Raw genomic sequence first — 15,970 nt, 5'->3', positions numbered from 1 at the left:
TTTCCTTCCCTCACTAGAAGGAGACGTCAAGAAATCATACCATGTTCAACACATGTCTTCAATTTATTATTTAATTAATATCACTTTTTGTTAGATCATTTTCCTAAACCCTTGCACCTCATCTAACTTATACCCTAAAGACTCATAAAATCGATGAGCGTCCTTACGGTATGAGCTTGATACGAATATGATATAATAGCACTCTGCACGCTTCGCAATGTTCTCCATTTCATTCATGATCTTTTTCCCCAGACCTAAGCCCCTAAACTTAAGTGATATCACCACATTCTCAATGACCATGAAAGGTCTACAATCCCCCACAAGATCTTGACAAATAATCCCCATCACAGAACCAGCTAATACACCATCTACCTTTATTCCAGTGATTCGATAATTCACGTTGTCCTTTAGGTTCGCAAAAAGTTCTTGCATCTTCTTCACATCAGACGGACTGCCAATCAATTCCTCATATAATAAACCAAGTTCAGCTAAATCTTCATGTTCAATTGGATCTATACTTATCACGACACATCTACCCACTTTCTAATGCGATAATTCTATTCTTAAATGTTAATTAAACCAACCATGTGTTGGAATTTCAATCATGACTTTTCCAATCAATTTATCATAATCAATAAAAGGATACTCCCATGCATGCGAGTCAAAGCTTACGTTACGATTATCGCCTAAAAAAAAGTATTTATTAGCCGGTACGACGATAGGTCCATAATTATAATTCATTTTCTCTTGGATATAGGATTCGTTAACGATTAATTTATTTCGATATAGTTCTCCATCTTTGACTTCAATTTCATCTCCAGGTAACCCAATTAATCTTTTTACGTACCTTTTGTCTTCCTCTGGAGCTTGAAATACGATGATATCTCCATGATTTAAGCTAGTCATCCACATCATTTTCTCTACAATAAGGTGATCGTTGATCTGAATCGTAGGGATCATAGATCCTGTAGGTACTTTCATGGCTTCCGCTACATAAGTCCGAACAAATATCGATACAACAAGTGCGATCAGGATGCTAGGTAGATATTGTTTCATTAATCTCATCATTATTCCTCCTGATTTACATATCATATACAACTTGGTTCATTCATTAAGACGACAGATGACTGTATTTGTTTATCCGGAACATTCCAATATTTACGTAATAACGTCTCTTTAGATGCCTCAGACACGACTTGAAACCCATTAGGCTTCATGAAATCTATCTTCAGGTATGACTCCTTTATATGCTTGAGATGCATCATTAATAATATCATATATAGACTCCACATCGTATTCCCTGCATAAACGAATCATCAGTATCCATCCCTTTTAAAGTCTCATTTCAAAAACAACCTCATCATCCTCGATCTCTCCAGTTTCTGAGAATCCCATCTTTAAATACAATGCTCTTGCCGAGTCATTATCCGGATCAAAGGAAATTCTAATCGCAACAATATTCGTCATCGCTTTCATCGCTTCTATTATTTTCTTCATGCTAGCTTTCCCATAACCTTGCCCTTGAAAGCCTGCATCAATCATAAATCTTGGAATCCAATGGCACATGTCCTTCGGATCTGATTCACTATCGATTAGAGCAAATCCGATCATTTCTTTGTTCGCATAAATAGCGTACGGCAATAAATTGGGTTCCACCTTCGATTGTGCAATCGAATAAAGATTAGGCGCAATAAATTTCGTCTGATCTTCCTTTAGCTTTAATCTTATACATGCATTCCAGTTATTCCTATCTACTATTTTCAATTCAATCGTTGGTTCTATCATTTATATTCGCTCCTTCAGCATTTTCATCGTAAAAAAACTTACTTTTTGCCAATAATACAAATCCACTTTTTATTGTTATTTTCATGAAACTGCACTTCCTTAAATCCTATCTCCACAAATAACCGTTTCAATTCTTCTCTGTTTCTATACTCTTTCATGTGATAGTTTATTTTATATAATTCAGAGACAATCATGAAACACCCATTAGGTTGTAACACTCTATACACTTCTTTCACATCATTTTTTAAATCCGACTTAACTTACCCGTCATGACATCATGTTTATTTTTTCTAATCGAATCCTCAACAGATTTCTTTGAGTAATCAATCCCATACAATTTAACTTGTTCATTCAATCTAGATAGTGTGTGAAGTGTTTGGCCTCCACCACAGCCTATATCCAATATGGTATCATCTATTCTGATATGGATTTTTTTCAAAGCCCAATTTCTCATTCCAGCATGTGCGACATTCATGATACTTATCATGATAGATCCAACGATTCCCTTAGGATTTCCGCTCTGCTCTATTAATTTTGTTAATAAAGTCAATCTGACACCTCCTATTTCATGACTCAGATTACATAGTAACAGAAGACCATCTATAAATATAACAAATATTGGATTGTACTGCACCGAAAAAACGCACTACAAAAAAGCCCAGACATTCATAACCCTCTGGACTTCAATACATATTAAAAATGCACATAATCAATAATCGATGTGTGTACATAACTTCTCTCGTATCTTTAAAATCACTTAAATACTACTCCATCCTTCCGTCGGACTACTCGCGGAAGCATAACGTTTCTTCGGAATTCTTCCCGCTTCGAGTCCTAATCTACCCGCTTCAATAGCAAGCTTCATCGCCAATGCCATCTTTACGGGATCCCTTGCTCCCGAAACAGCTGTATTCAGCAATACTGCATCGGCTCCAAGCTCCATGGCGAATGTCGCATCAGAAGGACTACCTATCCCAGCATCTACAATGATAGGAACACTTGCTTGCTCAATAATAAACGATAGATTCAACGGATTAATAATACCTTGACCTGATCCAATCGGGGATGCACCTGGCATAATCGCATGAACACCTAACTCTTGTAGTCTTTTGGCTAACAACACATCATCTGACGTATAAGGAAGGACGATAAAACCTTCTTCTAGTAACATCTCGGAGGCTTTTAATGTCTCCAAAGGATCTGGCAACAACGTCTTCCAATCACCAATCACTTCCACTTTAATCATGTCACATAGGCCCGACGCTTTCGCTAATCTCGCAATGCGCACGGCTTCCTCCGCTGTGGAAGCACCTGCTGTATTCGGTAGTAATGTATATTTACTTACATCTAACATTTCTAGAAAATTAGGCTGAGTCGCCTCAAATATGTCCATTCGTCGAACCGCAAACGTCAAAATTTGTGCTTCAGATGCATCAACAGCTTCCTTTTGGATCTCAAAGCTTGGGAACTTACCCGTTCCTAGTAATAATCTCGAATTAAATTCATATGGTCCTATTTTCAACATATCAACCACCTCCTACAAAATGAACGATCTCAATACGGTCTCCGTCTGATATACCTGTCTTATCATGATTGGATTTCTCTAAAATTTGCTTATTCCATTCGATAATCACAATTTTGGTCTCTAAGCCAAAATGCACGAGCAAGTCAGTAATTGTCGTACAGTTACTAGGGATCTCAACTTGTTCTCCGTTAATCTCTATCTTCATGATGGAACACCTTCCTTCTTTAGATGAACATTCTCATGCCGATCAACTCGATAGGAATCTAGAGAAAGGTCCTTCTCTGTCTTTCCTTCGGCCCAATCTGCAACGAGCTTGCCCGTCATCGGACTAAGTAGAATACCATTACGATAATGGCCTGTTGCAGCATATAATCCTTTCCAATGTGGATGCTCACCCAAATACGGTAACCCATCTAGTGTCTGAGGACGTAGCCCACTCCATGCTTTCTCCCACTCTGCCTCGATAATACCTGGTAAAAGGTGCTTCGACGCTTCTAAGAGCTTGGAAATCCCACCTAGAGATACCTTGCGATCATAGCAATGTGCCTGCGCGGTTGCTCCAATAACGATACGTCCTCCCTTCTTAGGGACTAAGTAACAACCATGACTAAAAATCGTAGATTGAATTAACGGTGTATGACTCAGAACAGAGAAACACTCCCCCTTAACCGGATAAATAGGACATGTTAATCTAGCCTGTGCAAGAAGAGGTCCACTCCACGTTCCTGAAGCAATGATGACTCTATCAGAATAGAGGGTTCCTTCACTAGTCATCACTCCAGAAATCCGTCCTTGGTCAAGAAGAAGAGATTTCACTTCGGTGAACTCCTTTATTTGTGCTCCAAGTACTGCTGCAGCATGTGCAAATGCAGAACATAACTCTGGAGCGTCTACTTGGCTATCTTCTCCAACGAACATAGCCCCTCTTATTTCCGAGGAAATACTTGGCTCTCGCTGTCTCACTTGTTCCGTCGACAACCACTCCGCTTGCTCTCCCGCTGTCTTTTGAAAAGCTAATGTTCGCTGGATTTCTGCCACATCTGCATCAGTTACCGCTACTCGGAGTAAGCCCTTACGCTTCAGTCCAATATCTATCCCTGTTAACTCACTCAAATCAGTAGCGAGTTGAGGAAATAAACCACGGCTGGCCCGCGCCAAATCGAACATTGGCCCAGCTTCATGTATTTCAGCTTGCGCTGCAAGCATCCCGGCTGCAGCTGACGAAGCTTGGCTTCCCACACGATCACGCTCTAAGAGTATGACCTTCATCCCTCTCGCGGACATATAATAAGCAATAGAACTTCCGATAACTCCCCCACCTACGATAATGGCATCTAATGGCTTCATTTATGATCCATGTCCTCCTAAAAGTTGCTGAGCATAAGCTTCTTGATTAGCATCGAAATAACTAAATTCGGAAGCATACCACTAACTATTTAATGCCTCTCGGTAGTCCTTCACCGACTTTAACGGATCATCGCTTTGCGTAATGCCCGACAATATAGCAATTCCAGCTGCACCAGTTGCGACAATCTGCTGTACATGATTAGGCTTAATTCCTCCAATCGCAATCACTGGGATAGGAACCTTCTTTACTACTTGATCTAAGGCTCTTGTTCCTCTAGGTCCCTGACCAGGTTTAGAATCTGTCGAAAAAATATGTCCATACAATAGATAATCAGCACCTTGTTTGCACATCTCCTCAGCTTCATGAACATCATGAACAGAACGTCCTATTCTCAATCTTGGAAAAGTTCTCCTGACTACCTGCACAGCTAAGCTACGGTAACTTAGCTGTACACCTCCCACACCCGTCGCCCAAGCTACGTCAACTCGGTCGTTAATGAATACTTTACTGAGAGGTACTCCACACGCCTTCAAAGCATGTACTCCCTCCCAGATTTCAGCTGCACTACATGATTTCTCCCTAAGATGAAAGGCCGTTACATAAGGATGAATAAGCGTAGCTATCCTCGTATAACGCTCCAATTCAGATTGACCATTTGAGATCACATGTAACTCTCGTCCGGGCATTTTCTTTCCTCCTACTCTTTTCGTAAGTACAACTCAAGATAAGAAACCAACAAAAAAAGCCGCCCTCTGCTTAGAAGGTGGCTCTATAACCATAGTCAAAAGAATGCAGACGTATATACGCATACAAACCTATCTTAACCAAAGCTCTTAAGCTCACTTCCCTACGCTGGTATAATCCAGATCAGGTTCAAAGGGTTTGGAATCACACACTTCCGTCTCAGCCAAATAGCACCCCTAGTGATCTAACGTATTCAATTGGATACATACTAACATAGATATTGGAAAATTTGAACCCCTTATCTACAGAGTCGGTTCTGGTTCTATGATTGCCTTCATTTCTTCAAAATTCGATAGCCTGTAACTTCAAGTCCTCTTCCTTTGTAAAATTTATGGTCCGATATCCCAGATTATTCACGAGATTCAGTCCTTTTCTCCCATTGCTCTCCTACTTTCCTACTAAATTTTCAATCTGAAATGACGATAATATATATAGAATTAGATAGTGTTGAAAGGGGCAATTTCATAATGAGGTTTACAGTAAAAACAAAATTCGTTGCAGTATTTGCCAGTCTGATCGTTATGATAGGAGCCTTTTCCTGGTCGGATATTAGTAGGATTCAGAAGCTTACATCAAATAACGTACAAACTGTTCAAGTATGGTTGAAGGGGATTGAAACCATCCAAGCCATCAACTATCACGTAGAACATATCGATTTTGCACAATATAAAATTCTAGCCACTAAAGTCGTACAGGAGCGTACCGATTTATTCACAGATATCTCCAGTACAATGGCTAAAGTCGATGGTTTATTATTAAGCTATCAAGATTCACTAGATAATGATAAAGATAGAGCTAATTTCACGAAGTTAACAGCAGAATGGAAGATATTCAAAGAAGCTTTCGCTACATTTGAAAAGTCGGAACTCTATTCAGTGGAAATAAGAGAAGCAACAACAAAAATAGCGGAATCCCTTGGTAAGGTGAAACAATTGGTCACTCCCATTGTGCAATTTAATCACGATGGAGCTATAGCTGCTGAACAAGACAGCAAAGATTTATCAAGCTCTAGCATGATCCAGTTATTAATCGGTCTCGGTACGATGGTCATGTTTATCATTATTGTAGGATCAATCCTTATTCGAAGCATCTCTGTTCCTGTGAGAAAAGTGTCAGAAGCACTCAATCGTATTGCGGATGGTGATCTTACTGTAGAGACAATCGTCGTCAAAAATAAAGACGAAATTGGAACCATGGTTCTTGCTGTTAATCGTATGGTTGTACACTTGAGAGAATCAGTTAACCAAATGCTAAGCGCTTCTCACAAAGTGGCTTCATCTTCTGAACAGCTACTCTTTAACTCTAGAAATAATGCTGATGCCTCCAATCACGTTACCCTTTCGGTTCAAGAAGTTGCCACCGGTGCAGAAATTCAAGCCCAAAGCTCCTTGGATTGTAGCCGAGCTATGGATGAAATGTCCTCAGGGATACAACGAATTGCTGAGACAGCATCTGATGTATCGGAGCTTTCTCTATCTGCAACTGAGCATGCAAAGACGGGAACCGAATCTATGCAACGGGTCTCACATAAAATGCAAGCAGTCAGTACAGCTGTGGATAATGCCAACGGAGTATTGAAGGAATTGGAGATTCACTCCAATAATATTAGTGAAGTCTCCACTTTAATAGGAAATATTTCATCGCAAACGAATCTACTAGCATTAAATGCAGCTATCGAAGCAGCACGCGCTGGTGACGCCGGCATGGGATTTGCAGTAGTGGCTAACGAAGTACGTAAGCTGGCCTCCCAAACGGAAGAATCTGTTCAAAGTATTTCAGCATTAATCAATAACATCCAAGCAGATTCAGCAAGGGCCGTTCAAGTAATGAATGAAGGTCTAATAGAAGTGAATGAAGGTTTACATGAGGTTAGAGAAGCTGAGAAAGCATTCCATCAGATCTTTAAATCTTCTGATATGGTTGCCCTGAAAGTGCAAGAAACGGCAGCAGCAGCTGAACAAATGGCAGCAAGTACGGAAGAAGTCGCTGCAACAGTAACTAATGTAGGTGCTGTAGCCCAGCAAACATCGGCTACAGCTCAGACCGTAGCCTCTGCTGCTGAAGAGCAGTTGGCATCTACGGAAGAAATTACAGCTTCTGCTAAGAGCTTGCTGGATATTTCTCAGGATTTATTCAAGGTTGTAAATACATTTAAGACTGACAAAACACATCTCTAACATCTTACAATACGTATTATTCAACCTTAACCCAAGCTTTTACAGTTGGGTTATTTATATGACTAGAAACCGTCCCTATTCTTCTCCCCACTCCTTAAATAGCTTTATCATCTCTTCTAAATTCCTTAACCCACCTGCGCCTTCAAAATGTCCATCTTTTATCCAACATCTTACCCAGTCATTGTCATCACGATCTATAATAATTTCATTTAATTGTTTATCTTCTAGTTCAGTTTCAAGCAATGGAATGGTTACTCTCCATCCGGGCGTATCAATCGATTCAATCTTCACTACATGTGTTTGCTCCCATTCATCATCACAATAACTTTCATACCAACCTTCTAACCATTTAAGGTAACTCATCAGTCTCATCCTCTTTCTTATTAATTTTTTTGTTCTAATGCTTCTCTTTCACATGGCTAATCCAGAAGTAATCCATAACATAAGAGAACACAATCCCTACCATGTATCTTATTAAATCAACACTTAAGAAACCTCTTCCTAATATGAGTGCTCCGAGCACGGTTGATCGTATGCTATTGATCCACTCTGCTTGGTACAACTGACTGAATTCAATAGTAAAACTAAAGAGTACACTCAGATACACAGACACCATTAATCTTTGTTTTAAGAGCAATATCCTACAACCGAAATAAACCATACTTGCCCAGAAGATATCTCCGAAATGTCTTGAAACAAATATGGGTATTACATCTGTTAGAACTCTCGAGCTAATCCCTAGAATGATTACCGTAAAGAATACAATAATATAAACTACTCTAGCTTTCAAATAAGCCAATGATATGTCATCCTCCCTTAACATTTCTCACTTTTTTGTTTGGTCTGAATAACAAATTCTTATGTACATATAAGGGTTCATTGTAGCGTTGGCCGGAACTGTTTGCAACTGCTCATGATCATCAGTAGACGATTTTTCCACATGAAATGTAAGCTTACCTATCCATAACTCACTTTCGACAATGAAAAAGAGTCATCTAGTAGGAACAATCATCCATACCTCATGACTCTTAGATTATAAACGATCAATCCACCTAAGTACGACTCGATCTCTCTATCTTATACGCGTTTTTCTCTCGGTCCAATTATTCCATCCATCGCATGTCTTAACGCCGTAAACGGATGACTCCATAACATACGCGGTCCAGCATACTTCATAACTGTCTTAATCTGCAGTCGCCGATCCGGTTTATAGCAGTGAATAGGGCATTGCCCACAAGTTTTTTTCTCCTCACCAAAACGACAGTGTTCTAGGCGAAGATGGCTGTACTGAAGAAGTTCTAAGCAATTTGCACATAGTTCAACAGAGCCATGTTCTACCCTTTTGCTTCGAGTATGTCCATGTCCCACACAATATTTGTTGATCATGATAGCAACGATATTTTTCTCCCGAAGAATACGTGGACCATTGTTTTTAGTTGGTTTAGTCCGCTGATGTGTTTTCACAGTTTCAGCCATGGTTATACACCTCTCTTCATGTTAACCAGGCTATTATACTTCTAAATTATATCGTTATAATATTACATATATCTCACCTAAGCGATTCTAAGCTTTCTCCTCTGAAGGCTTGATCGCAATCAAGATCAGCAACCCACCTATTCCTCCAAGCGCAGCCATAATGCTAAACAGGATCCAGTGATTCACATTCTGTAACAATGATACGATTGGAGGACCAAGAGATACCCCGATAAATCTCGTACTGCTATATAAGGATGTAATTGTCCCTCTTTGTTCTTTCTCAATTCCTTCCGTAATTAACGCATCCATACAAGGAAGAGCGATTCCTATTCCTGCACCGCAAAGAGAAAACAGACTAATCACAAACACAATCTGACTACTAAAGCCAGTAATGATTAGACAAATGGTTATAAGCGCCATCCCACCGAACCCGATCCATTTCATGCGGCTCTTATCCTGTCCAATCACTTTCCCACCGATGTAGGAGCTCAAGCAAAGAACTGCAAGTGGAATCGCCAGCACCAATCCTTTGAGAACTCCATCAAGTTTATATTTCGATTCTAGGGTATCTGATAAATAGAAGAGCACTCCGAACAATATAAACATACAGATGCAACCTACAGCAAAAATGGCATATAACCAACGGCCTTTTTCCTTCAACGCATCTTTCGTTCCCAATAGAAATTTCTTTAAAGATACGTCGGACGCGTCCCTTTTGGGAGATTGGACAAGAAATATGACGAGCACTAACGAGATCATACAGAGTATCGGGATACTAATAAAGGGTAAGTACCATAACACAATCCCGAGTGCCGCTCCTAAGATCGGACTAATGACTTTTCCCAATGTGTTCGCGGTTTCAATAATTCCTAAGCCCTTACTTACCTCTTCCTCTTGGTCAAACATATCTCCCACTAATGGGATAACAATAGGAAATGCTCCCGCTGCGCCGATTCCTTGAAGAAATCTCCCCCCAAGTATGATCCAGTAAGCTGTCATATCAGCCGTTAGCCATGCTGCAATCGCAGAGATCGCTCCCCCCACTGCAGCAATGATTAGACTTGGAATGATAACTTTTTTCCTACCGAACCGATCAGACAGATAACCCGCAATAGGAATTAATAGTATAGCCACAATCGCATACACCGTAATTAACATACTTACTTTGAAAGAACTAACATGAAGTTCCCGTGAAATTAGCGGTAAAATAGGAATTAGCATGGAGTTACCAAGCGTCATGATGAGCGGAATGGAGGCAAGTGCAACCAAGTCCCACTTCTTATTCTTCATTCTTAAACCACCTTTAGGGTACTTCAGACATACCTATTGTGGTTTAATTGTTCCAGTCATATTCATATTACCAATTTAAAAGGGTGAAGATTGAAAAATAGGCTCTCACAAAGAGCCTATTTCTCGTTCTCCTTATATGTCCGGAGTGGTAGAAATGATTCCATAACAGCCGGGTCATCCGATTCGACGTACCTCTTAAGTACGGATAATTTATTCTCCCAGAAGCGTTCGTAGTTTGAAAGCCATTTCTTAAGTTCAAGTAGTGGCTCAGGATCTAATCTATAACGCGTTTCTCGGCCAACCTTCTGATCTTTTACCAGTCCAGCGTCGGCAAGCACTCTTAGATGCTTGGACACAGCTGTACGACTCATTGTAAAATGCCCGCTTATGATGGTTACCGACATCTCCTGATCACCGAGCAAGCGCAGTAGCCTGCGGCGTGTTGGGTCGGCGATTGCTTGAAATACATCATGCTTAGATGCGGACTCAGCCATCTTAGACCTCAATAATCTTTCTAAGCGAATCCACCAATCCAACCCATCCATTCGCCATTCTCTCGCGTACAATGGCATGTGTCTCTCCAAATTCAGTAATACTATCTGCATCCCAACCTGAATGAGTGAGTGTAAATTCTGTTGTACCCTCCAACTCAACTAACTCGAACGTTATTGCCCAATCTTTACCCCAATTGAAGGAAAGCTTGTGTGGCGGATCAATAACTGTTACTTTACAAGGCGATTTACCGAAAGGTCCTGCTTCCAAATGAAACTCATAACCTTCGATCGGTTGAAAATCATTTGGCATGAACCATGCCGCTATTCCCTCTGCAGTCGCAACAGCGTTCCACACCTTTTGAATCGAAGCCTTAAGGATAAGGGTTTGTACAATATCCGGTATGTCCTCTGTTGCTTGTATATGTTTGTTTTCCATTTAAAGACCTCCATTAATGTATATTTCTATTCTGTAATTACGATACCATTTGGTTTCATGTCAAACACAAGTCCACGCTTGTTAGCATATCTCAAAAACTTCCCGAGCATACCGCAAACAAATATATGCAGAAAAAGGTGGCCTCGCGGGACCACCTAGCATTTACTCTAAGATCGCATCATTCACAAACATAACCTTACTTCTCAAGAAAACGTTGATATTTCTTACCCCTCATAGGGTTTAGTTTATCAAGACGTATTTCTCTGAACCTACATCTGTAATGAAATGACTCGGTTCTCCAAGACTGTACATATGAAGTAGATGCATAGCACGTGTACAAACCGTATAAAATAGTTTCCGTTCACTCTCACGAGCATATAACTCATTGGAGGCGTTATATATTATTACAGCATCAAACTCAACACCCTTAGCTAAGTACGACGGAATAACCAAGGTCCCTTTTACAAAAGATGGTGTTGTCTTCGTCACTTTTTTCAGCGTCAGATGGTCCTTAAGAGCTTCATACACCTGCTCGCTCTCCATAAGCGTCTTACAAATAATCGCTGTATGTTCATAACCTTGGTCATTTAGAGCTTTAATATCTTCAATGATCTTCTGATGAAGTTGATCTCGATCTGTTTCAATTACAACAATCGGTTTATCACCTTGGCGATTAAATGGGACAATTCTTTCCCCACCAGGCATCATACTACGGGTGAAATCCACAATCTCATAGGTTGAACGGTAGCTTCTTATAAGAGATATCACTTCTGTCTGCTGTGGACCGTACAATTGCTGAAGCGATTCCATACTATCAAGCACTGATGCATGTGCATAAATCCCTTGATTCAAATCACCAAGTGCTGTCATGCGGGCGCGCGGAAACAATCTTTTTAAATATTCAAGTTGGAAGGGAGCATAATCCTGTACTTCATCTATGAACACATACCGAATCGCACTGTTCGTCTGGAAGCCTTTGACCAATTCCTGTAAATATAGATAGGGTGTCGCATCCTCATATGATAACTTACCCTTCTTAAGGTCAGCTACCGTAATTTCGCTAATTTCATCCCAAAATACAGGTAACGAACTCTGCCCGCTAACGACTTGAAGAAGTTCGTTGTTGAGAAATAGTTCACGATACAATCCCTTTGCATCCACGAAACGTTTGCGTTTGATCCATTTACGAACGGGTTTAAGCCATTCATTCACGATCATACGAGCTAGTAGATCCCGCTCCTTCTCATAATCATCAAAGGTATCCTTCTTCTTATGTTGTTTCCGTCGAACATGAGTATACGCTTTCTGATACTCATCAGCACTTAGCAGATCAATCTGATTGTCCACCCAAGCTGCCTCTCTCTCCTTTTTAGCGAATACTGACAATTCCTTCAGCATCCATTCCCGCATCAATTCAATGCGATTCGCGAGCTCCACGCTGGGTTCAAAGCTATAGAACTTCTCCTTCATCGTATCAGAAGATATAATCATTCTTCCTTGGAATTGAATGGGTCTAAACATCATTCCGCGAGACTCTAAATACCCCTTGTACCGGGTAATGACCTCTATATATGCAGGAGAAGATTTAAAATTTATGGATGCCCTCTTTACTTCAAGTGAGTGTCCCTCGTCTGTCTGTAGCATAGTTTCCATTTGTGTAAATATATCTTCAAGTTCAAATTCTTTGGCTAGTCGAAAGTCTAAATAGGCCTGAAAGGTTGTTTGTTGCATATTCTCTTCCCCAAGCTCCGGAAGAACCGAAGACACATAACTATTAAACAGAGGATTTGGCGAGAAGAGAAGAACTTGATCTGCTTTCAAGATCGCACGATATTTGTAAAGTAAGTAGGCAACACGCTGTAGAGCAGCAGATGTTTTACCACTACCAGCCGAACCCTGAACAACCAACATCCGACTCTTGTCATTACGAATTACCGCGTTTTGTTCCTTTTGAATCGTGGCTACGATGCTCTTCATTTGGTTATCAGCACTGTGACTAAGCACCTGTTGAAGTAGCTCATCACCTATCGTCACGCCAGTGTCAAACATGACATCAATTTGGGCGTTACGAATGACGAACTGCCGTTTAAGCTTCATTTCCCCATTAATCTCGCCCATAGGTGTATCATAACTAGTCGGTCCCGGTGCACCATCATAGTATAGACTTGATACTGGCGCACGCCAGTCATATACAAGAAATTCCTCATCATCGTCATCCAACAATGAAGCTATACCAAGGTAAATCGTTTCATTGTTATTCGATCCATCTTCTTCAAAGTCAATCCGTCCGAAATAAGGAGACCTAACAAGTAACTTCATTTTCTTTAGAGACTCCGAGGACTGAAGGTGACTCCGTTCTCGCTCTGATAATACCTGAGACTGTTGCCGAAGACTGGTAGAAGTTTCGCCTAAGTCATCCGAACTACTAAAATTTACTCTTACTTCGTCCCAGAACTCCTTACGCAAATCTACGACGTCACCGCGTACAGTTCCTACTTCTCGTTGAAGTTTCTCAATTCTACGTGTAACTTTGGTCGTTACTTCATCGACTCGGTGCTGTTCGTCACGCCATTCCTGATCGCTCGTGCCCATGATCGTTTCATCCCCTTGCTTGGTTTGACAATATTATTGAACCATGCTATAATATAGTAATATTTTGAATTTATATGCTTTTATTCCAATTACATAATACGATCTATTGTAGCAATCTACGAAATAGAAATCAAATAACATCATATGTAACCTTCAAACGGATATCATCTTTTAATAGATGATATCCGTTTCTTGTGTAACCATGTTATATTCTTATCTATTCATGCTCATACAACGGCATCAAATAAAGGAACAATGTCAATCCCGTCCGCCGAGATCCGTACTAATCCTTTGTCCGACATACGAATTTCCGGAATAACGACAAGTGCAAGTAATGATAAAGTCATGAACGCATTATTAAGAGTACAACCCGCCCGTATTAATGCATGACTTATGGCCTCTGACTGAAGTGCCACCGTCTCGAACGGTTCTGGTGACATCAACCCGCCAATAGGAAGTGGAAATGACGTGATCTCATCTTCCGTCACCATAACTACTCCACCCTGCATATCTGCAGCGAGGTTTCCTGCTTTAGCCATGAGTAAATCATCATTTCCAATAACCGTCAAATTGTGACTATCATGTGCTACTGTCATTGCGATTGCTGCTGGAATGTTCAAACCAAGTCCCTTCAGTATACCAAGTGCATGTCCTCCATTTAATCCATGCCGTTCAAATACACCCATTTTACATAGATCGTCCGTTGAATCAAGATTCACATGATGATTCTCTACTTTAACTCGGACTTTCCTTTCACGAGTATCCACGTGATTCTCAACGACTTCAATCGCCTTAACAATGAGACCACCGTCGGCTATAGGAGCCACTATTTGGAAATCCAATTCAACCAATTGGCGACCAATATGAACGGTCTCGAAAGCTTCCTTAGGAATATTATACCCTTCCCATGTCGTCGTCATGACGCCATTCTCAGCAACAACCTGACCTGAAGCAATGGTCAACACCACATCAACATCAGCTAAATTCCCATCAAGTAATATAATATCTGCACATGAACCCGGAGTGATAGATCCAATATCTCTGGCAACTCCAAACCGTTCAGCCGTATTAATGGTTGCCATTTGGAAGGCCGTCACAGGTTTAACACCTTGGGCAATGGCATGGCGCACTACAAAATTCATATGCCCTTCTCTCAGTAGAGATTCAGAACTTCGATCATCCGTTACTAGCATCATTCGTCTTGTATCTATGCCACTTTCGGTATGAGCTTTAATCGTCTCTGCCACATCATGCCAAGCAGATCCTTGGCGCATTTTGGCATACATCCCAAGTCGGATGCGTTCAATAACATCTTCCTTAGTCACACATTCGTGATCTCCACTCACTCCGCTAGCCGCGTATACCGGCAGCCGCCAGTCATCCGACTTCCATGTGAAATGACCATCAGCATATTTCCCCGCACGAAGTGTCGCCTGAATTTCGCGAATCATCTTGTCGTCACCATAGACAACACCAGGGAAGTTCATCACTTCTCCTAATCCAATCATATCTGGGCCCCAACTTAGCGCTTCAGCTACTTCTTCTGGTCCAATGAACGCTCCAGTTGTCTCGAGTCCAGGATGAGTTGAAGGAACACATGAAGCCACCTGCATATAGGCTGCAAGAGGCGTGGTTCTTGCTTCTTCTAACATAAACCTCAGACCTTTAAGACCCATTACATTGGATATTTCATGCGCATCGAAGAAACCTCCAGTTGTACCAAGCGGAAGTACTGCCTTTGCGAACTCCGTAACGGTAAGCTGGGTACTTTCAATATGACAATGCCCGTCTAAAAGACCGGGAGCTGCGTATTTGCCTTTTGCATCAATTACAATAGTGTTCTCATCCAAGGCATGACTAATATCCTTACCGACATATGCTATTCTTGAACCCTGTATCGCTATCGACATTCCAGGTAGTATTTCCCCAGAAACAACATTCACTAGTTTAACATTGACCACCGCTAGCGTCGCCTTAAGATCCCCACGAGCTGTGGCTACAAGCTCAGGCATACAATCTGCTAAAGTCGATCTGTTCGATTGAAATAATTGTGTCATATTAAACCCTCCTAAAATCTCATGATGTAATAAACATCAAATTTGT

At 40.9% G+C, this 15,970-nt stretch carries 17 protein-coding genes, 1 pseudogene and 1 riboswitch; of the genes and pseudogenes, 1 reads left to right on the top strand and 17 read right to left on the bottom strand.

Translation table 11 applies throughout. The features are described from left to right. Window positions 1-90 precede the first annotated feature (90 nt). The 9 genes and pseudogenes from PGLA_RS08255 to PGLA_RS08215 all read right to left on the bottom strand — a co-directional run bounded on the left by PGLA_RS08255 (window position 91) and on the right by PGLA_RS08215 (window position 5,344). The gene (locus PGLA_RS08255; RefSeq protein WP_068531485.1) at window positions 91-525 is read right to left on the bottom strand and encodes a GNAT family N-acetyltransferase; all 435 of its coding nucleotides are present in this window, start codon (window positions 523-525) and stop codon (window positions 91-93) included. Between the two features lie 45 nt (window positions 526-570). Further along, window positions 571-1,068, bottom strand: a complete 498-nt coding sequence (lepB, locus tag PGLA_RS08250) for a signal peptidase I (protein ID WP_068531483.1) — start codon at window positions 1,066-1,068, stop codon at window positions 571-573. A gap of 20 nt (window positions 1,069-1,088) precedes the next feature. Continuing rightward, window positions 1,089-1,277, bottom strand: coding sequence for a hypothetical protein (locus PGLA_RS08245; protein ID WP_068531481.1), 189 nt, complete (start codon window positions 1,275-1,277; stop codon window positions 1,089-1,091). A 55-nt stretch (window positions 1,278-1,332) separates the two neighbouring features. After that, window positions 1,333-1,785, bottom strand: a complete 453-nt coding sequence (locus tag PGLA_RS08240; RefSeq protein ID WP_068531479.1) for a GNAT family N-acetyltransferase — start codon at window positions 1,783-1,785, stop codon at window positions 1,333-1,335. Between the two features lie 38 nt (window positions 1,786-1,823). Next, window positions 1,824-2,335: pseudogene (locus PGLA_RS08235) on the bottom strand (class I SAM-dependent methyltransferase). Window positions 2,336-2,542: 207 nt separating this feature from the next. After that, complete coding sequence (locus tag PGLA_RS08230; protein WP_068531477.1) at window positions 2,543-3,310, bottom strand: thiazole synthase; 768 nt, start codon at window positions 3,308-3,310, stop codon at window positions 2,543-2,545. Window position 3,311: 1 nt separating this feature from the next. Then, on the bottom strand, window positions 3,312-3,515 hold the full coding sequence (gene thiS / locus PGLA_RS08225; RefSeq protein ID WP_068531475.1) for a sulfur carrier protein ThiS: 204 nt from the start codon (window positions 3,513-3,515) through the stop codon (window positions 3,312-3,314). Further along, the gene (gene thiO, locus PGLA_RS08220; RefSeq protein WP_068531473.1) at window positions 3,512-4,657 is read right to left on the bottom strand and encodes a glycine oxidase ThiO; all 1,146 of its coding nucleotides are present in this window, start codon (window positions 4,655-4,657) and stop codon (window positions 3,512-3,514) included. Before thiO ends, thiS begins: the two co-directional genes overlap by 4 nt. 81 nt (window positions 4,658-4,738) lie before the next feature. After that, window positions 4,739-5,344, bottom strand: coding sequence for a thiamine phosphate synthase (locus PGLA_RS08215; protein ID WP_068531471.1), 606 nt, complete (start codon window positions 5,342-5,344; stop codon window positions 4,739-4,741). Window positions 5,345-5,485: 141 nt separating this feature from the next. After that, a riboswitch (TPP riboswitch) is annotated at window positions 5,486-5,590 on the bottom strand. A gap of 279 nt (window positions 5,591-5,869) precedes the next feature. On the opposite strand from PGLA_RS08215, the gene PGLA_RS08210 reads away from it, so the two are divergent. Beyond that, window positions 5,870-7,579 carry a methyl-accepting chemotaxis protein gene (locus PGLA_RS08210; protein WP_068531468.1) on the top strand — a complete coding sequence of 570 codons (1,710 nt, stop codon included), beginning with the start codon at window positions 5,870-5,872 and terminating at the stop codon, window positions 7,577-7,579. A gap of 75 nt (window positions 7,580-7,654) precedes the next feature. Here the strand turns inward: PGLA_RS08210 and PGLA_RS08205 are convergent, their stop codons facing one another. The 8 genes from PGLA_RS08205 to PGLA_RS08170 all read right to left on the bottom strand — a co-directional run bounded on the left by PGLA_RS08205 (window position 7,655) and on the right by PGLA_RS08170 (window position 15,924). Then, a complete protein-coding gene (locus PGLA_RS08205; protein WP_068531466.1) occupies window positions 7,655-7,942 on the bottom strand; it encodes an immunity 53 family protein in 288 nt (95 codons plus the stop codon). Window positions 7,943-7,976: 34 nt separating this feature from the next. Then, entirely contained in the window at window positions 7,977-8,378 is a 402-nt protein-coding gene (locus PGLA_RS08200) for a ribosomal maturation YjgA family protein (protein WP_245699767.1), read from the bottom strand. A 278-nt stretch (window positions 8,379-8,656) separates the two neighbouring features. Beyond that, window positions 8,657-9,055 carry a nitrous oxide-stimulated promoter family protein gene (locus tag PGLA_RS08195; RefSeq protein ID WP_068531462.1) on the bottom strand — a complete coding sequence of 133 codons (399 nt, stop codon included), beginning with the start codon at window positions 9,053-9,055 and terminating at the stop codon, window positions 8,657-8,659. 87 nt (window positions 9,056-9,142) lie between these two features. Then, entirely contained in the window at window positions 9,143-10,345 is a 1,203-nt protein-coding gene (gene bcbE, locus PGLA_RS08190) for a bacillibactin exporter BcbE (RefSeq protein WP_068531458.1), read from the bottom strand. Window positions 10,346-10,461: 116 nt separating this feature from the next. Further along, complete coding sequence (locus PGLA_RS08185; protein WP_068531457.1) at window positions 10,462-10,839, bottom strand: ArsR/SmtB family transcription factor; 378 nt, start codon at window positions 10,837-10,839, stop codon at window positions 10,462-10,464. A gap of 1 nt (window position 10,840) precedes the next feature. Next, on the bottom strand, window positions 10,841-11,275 hold the full coding sequence (locus PGLA_RS08180; protein WP_068531453.1) for an SRPBCC family protein: 435 nt from the start codon (window positions 11,273-11,275) through the stop codon (window positions 10,841-10,843). 240 nt (window positions 11,276-11,515) lie between these two features. After that, window positions 11,516-13,867, bottom strand: a complete 2,352-nt coding sequence (gene helD / locus PGLA_RS08175) for an RNA polymerase recycling motor HelD (protein ID WP_068531451.1) — start codon at window positions 13,865-13,867, stop codon at window positions 11,516-11,518. 227 nt (window positions 13,868-14,094) lie between these two features. Next, a complete protein-coding gene (locus PGLA_RS08170) occupies window positions 14,095-15,924 on the bottom strand; it encodes an adenine deaminase (RefSeq protein ID WP_068531449.1) in 1,830 nt (609 codons plus the stop codon). Between the last annotated feature and the right edge of the window lie 46 nt (window positions 15,925-15,970).

Source organism: Paenibacillus glacialis, assembly GCF_001637205.1.
GTDB lineage: Bacteria > Bacillota > Bacilli > Paenibacillales > Paenibacillaceae > Paenibacillus_AQ > Paenibacillus_AQ glacialis.
This window is presented reverse-complemented; position numbering and strand designations above follow the sequence as displayed.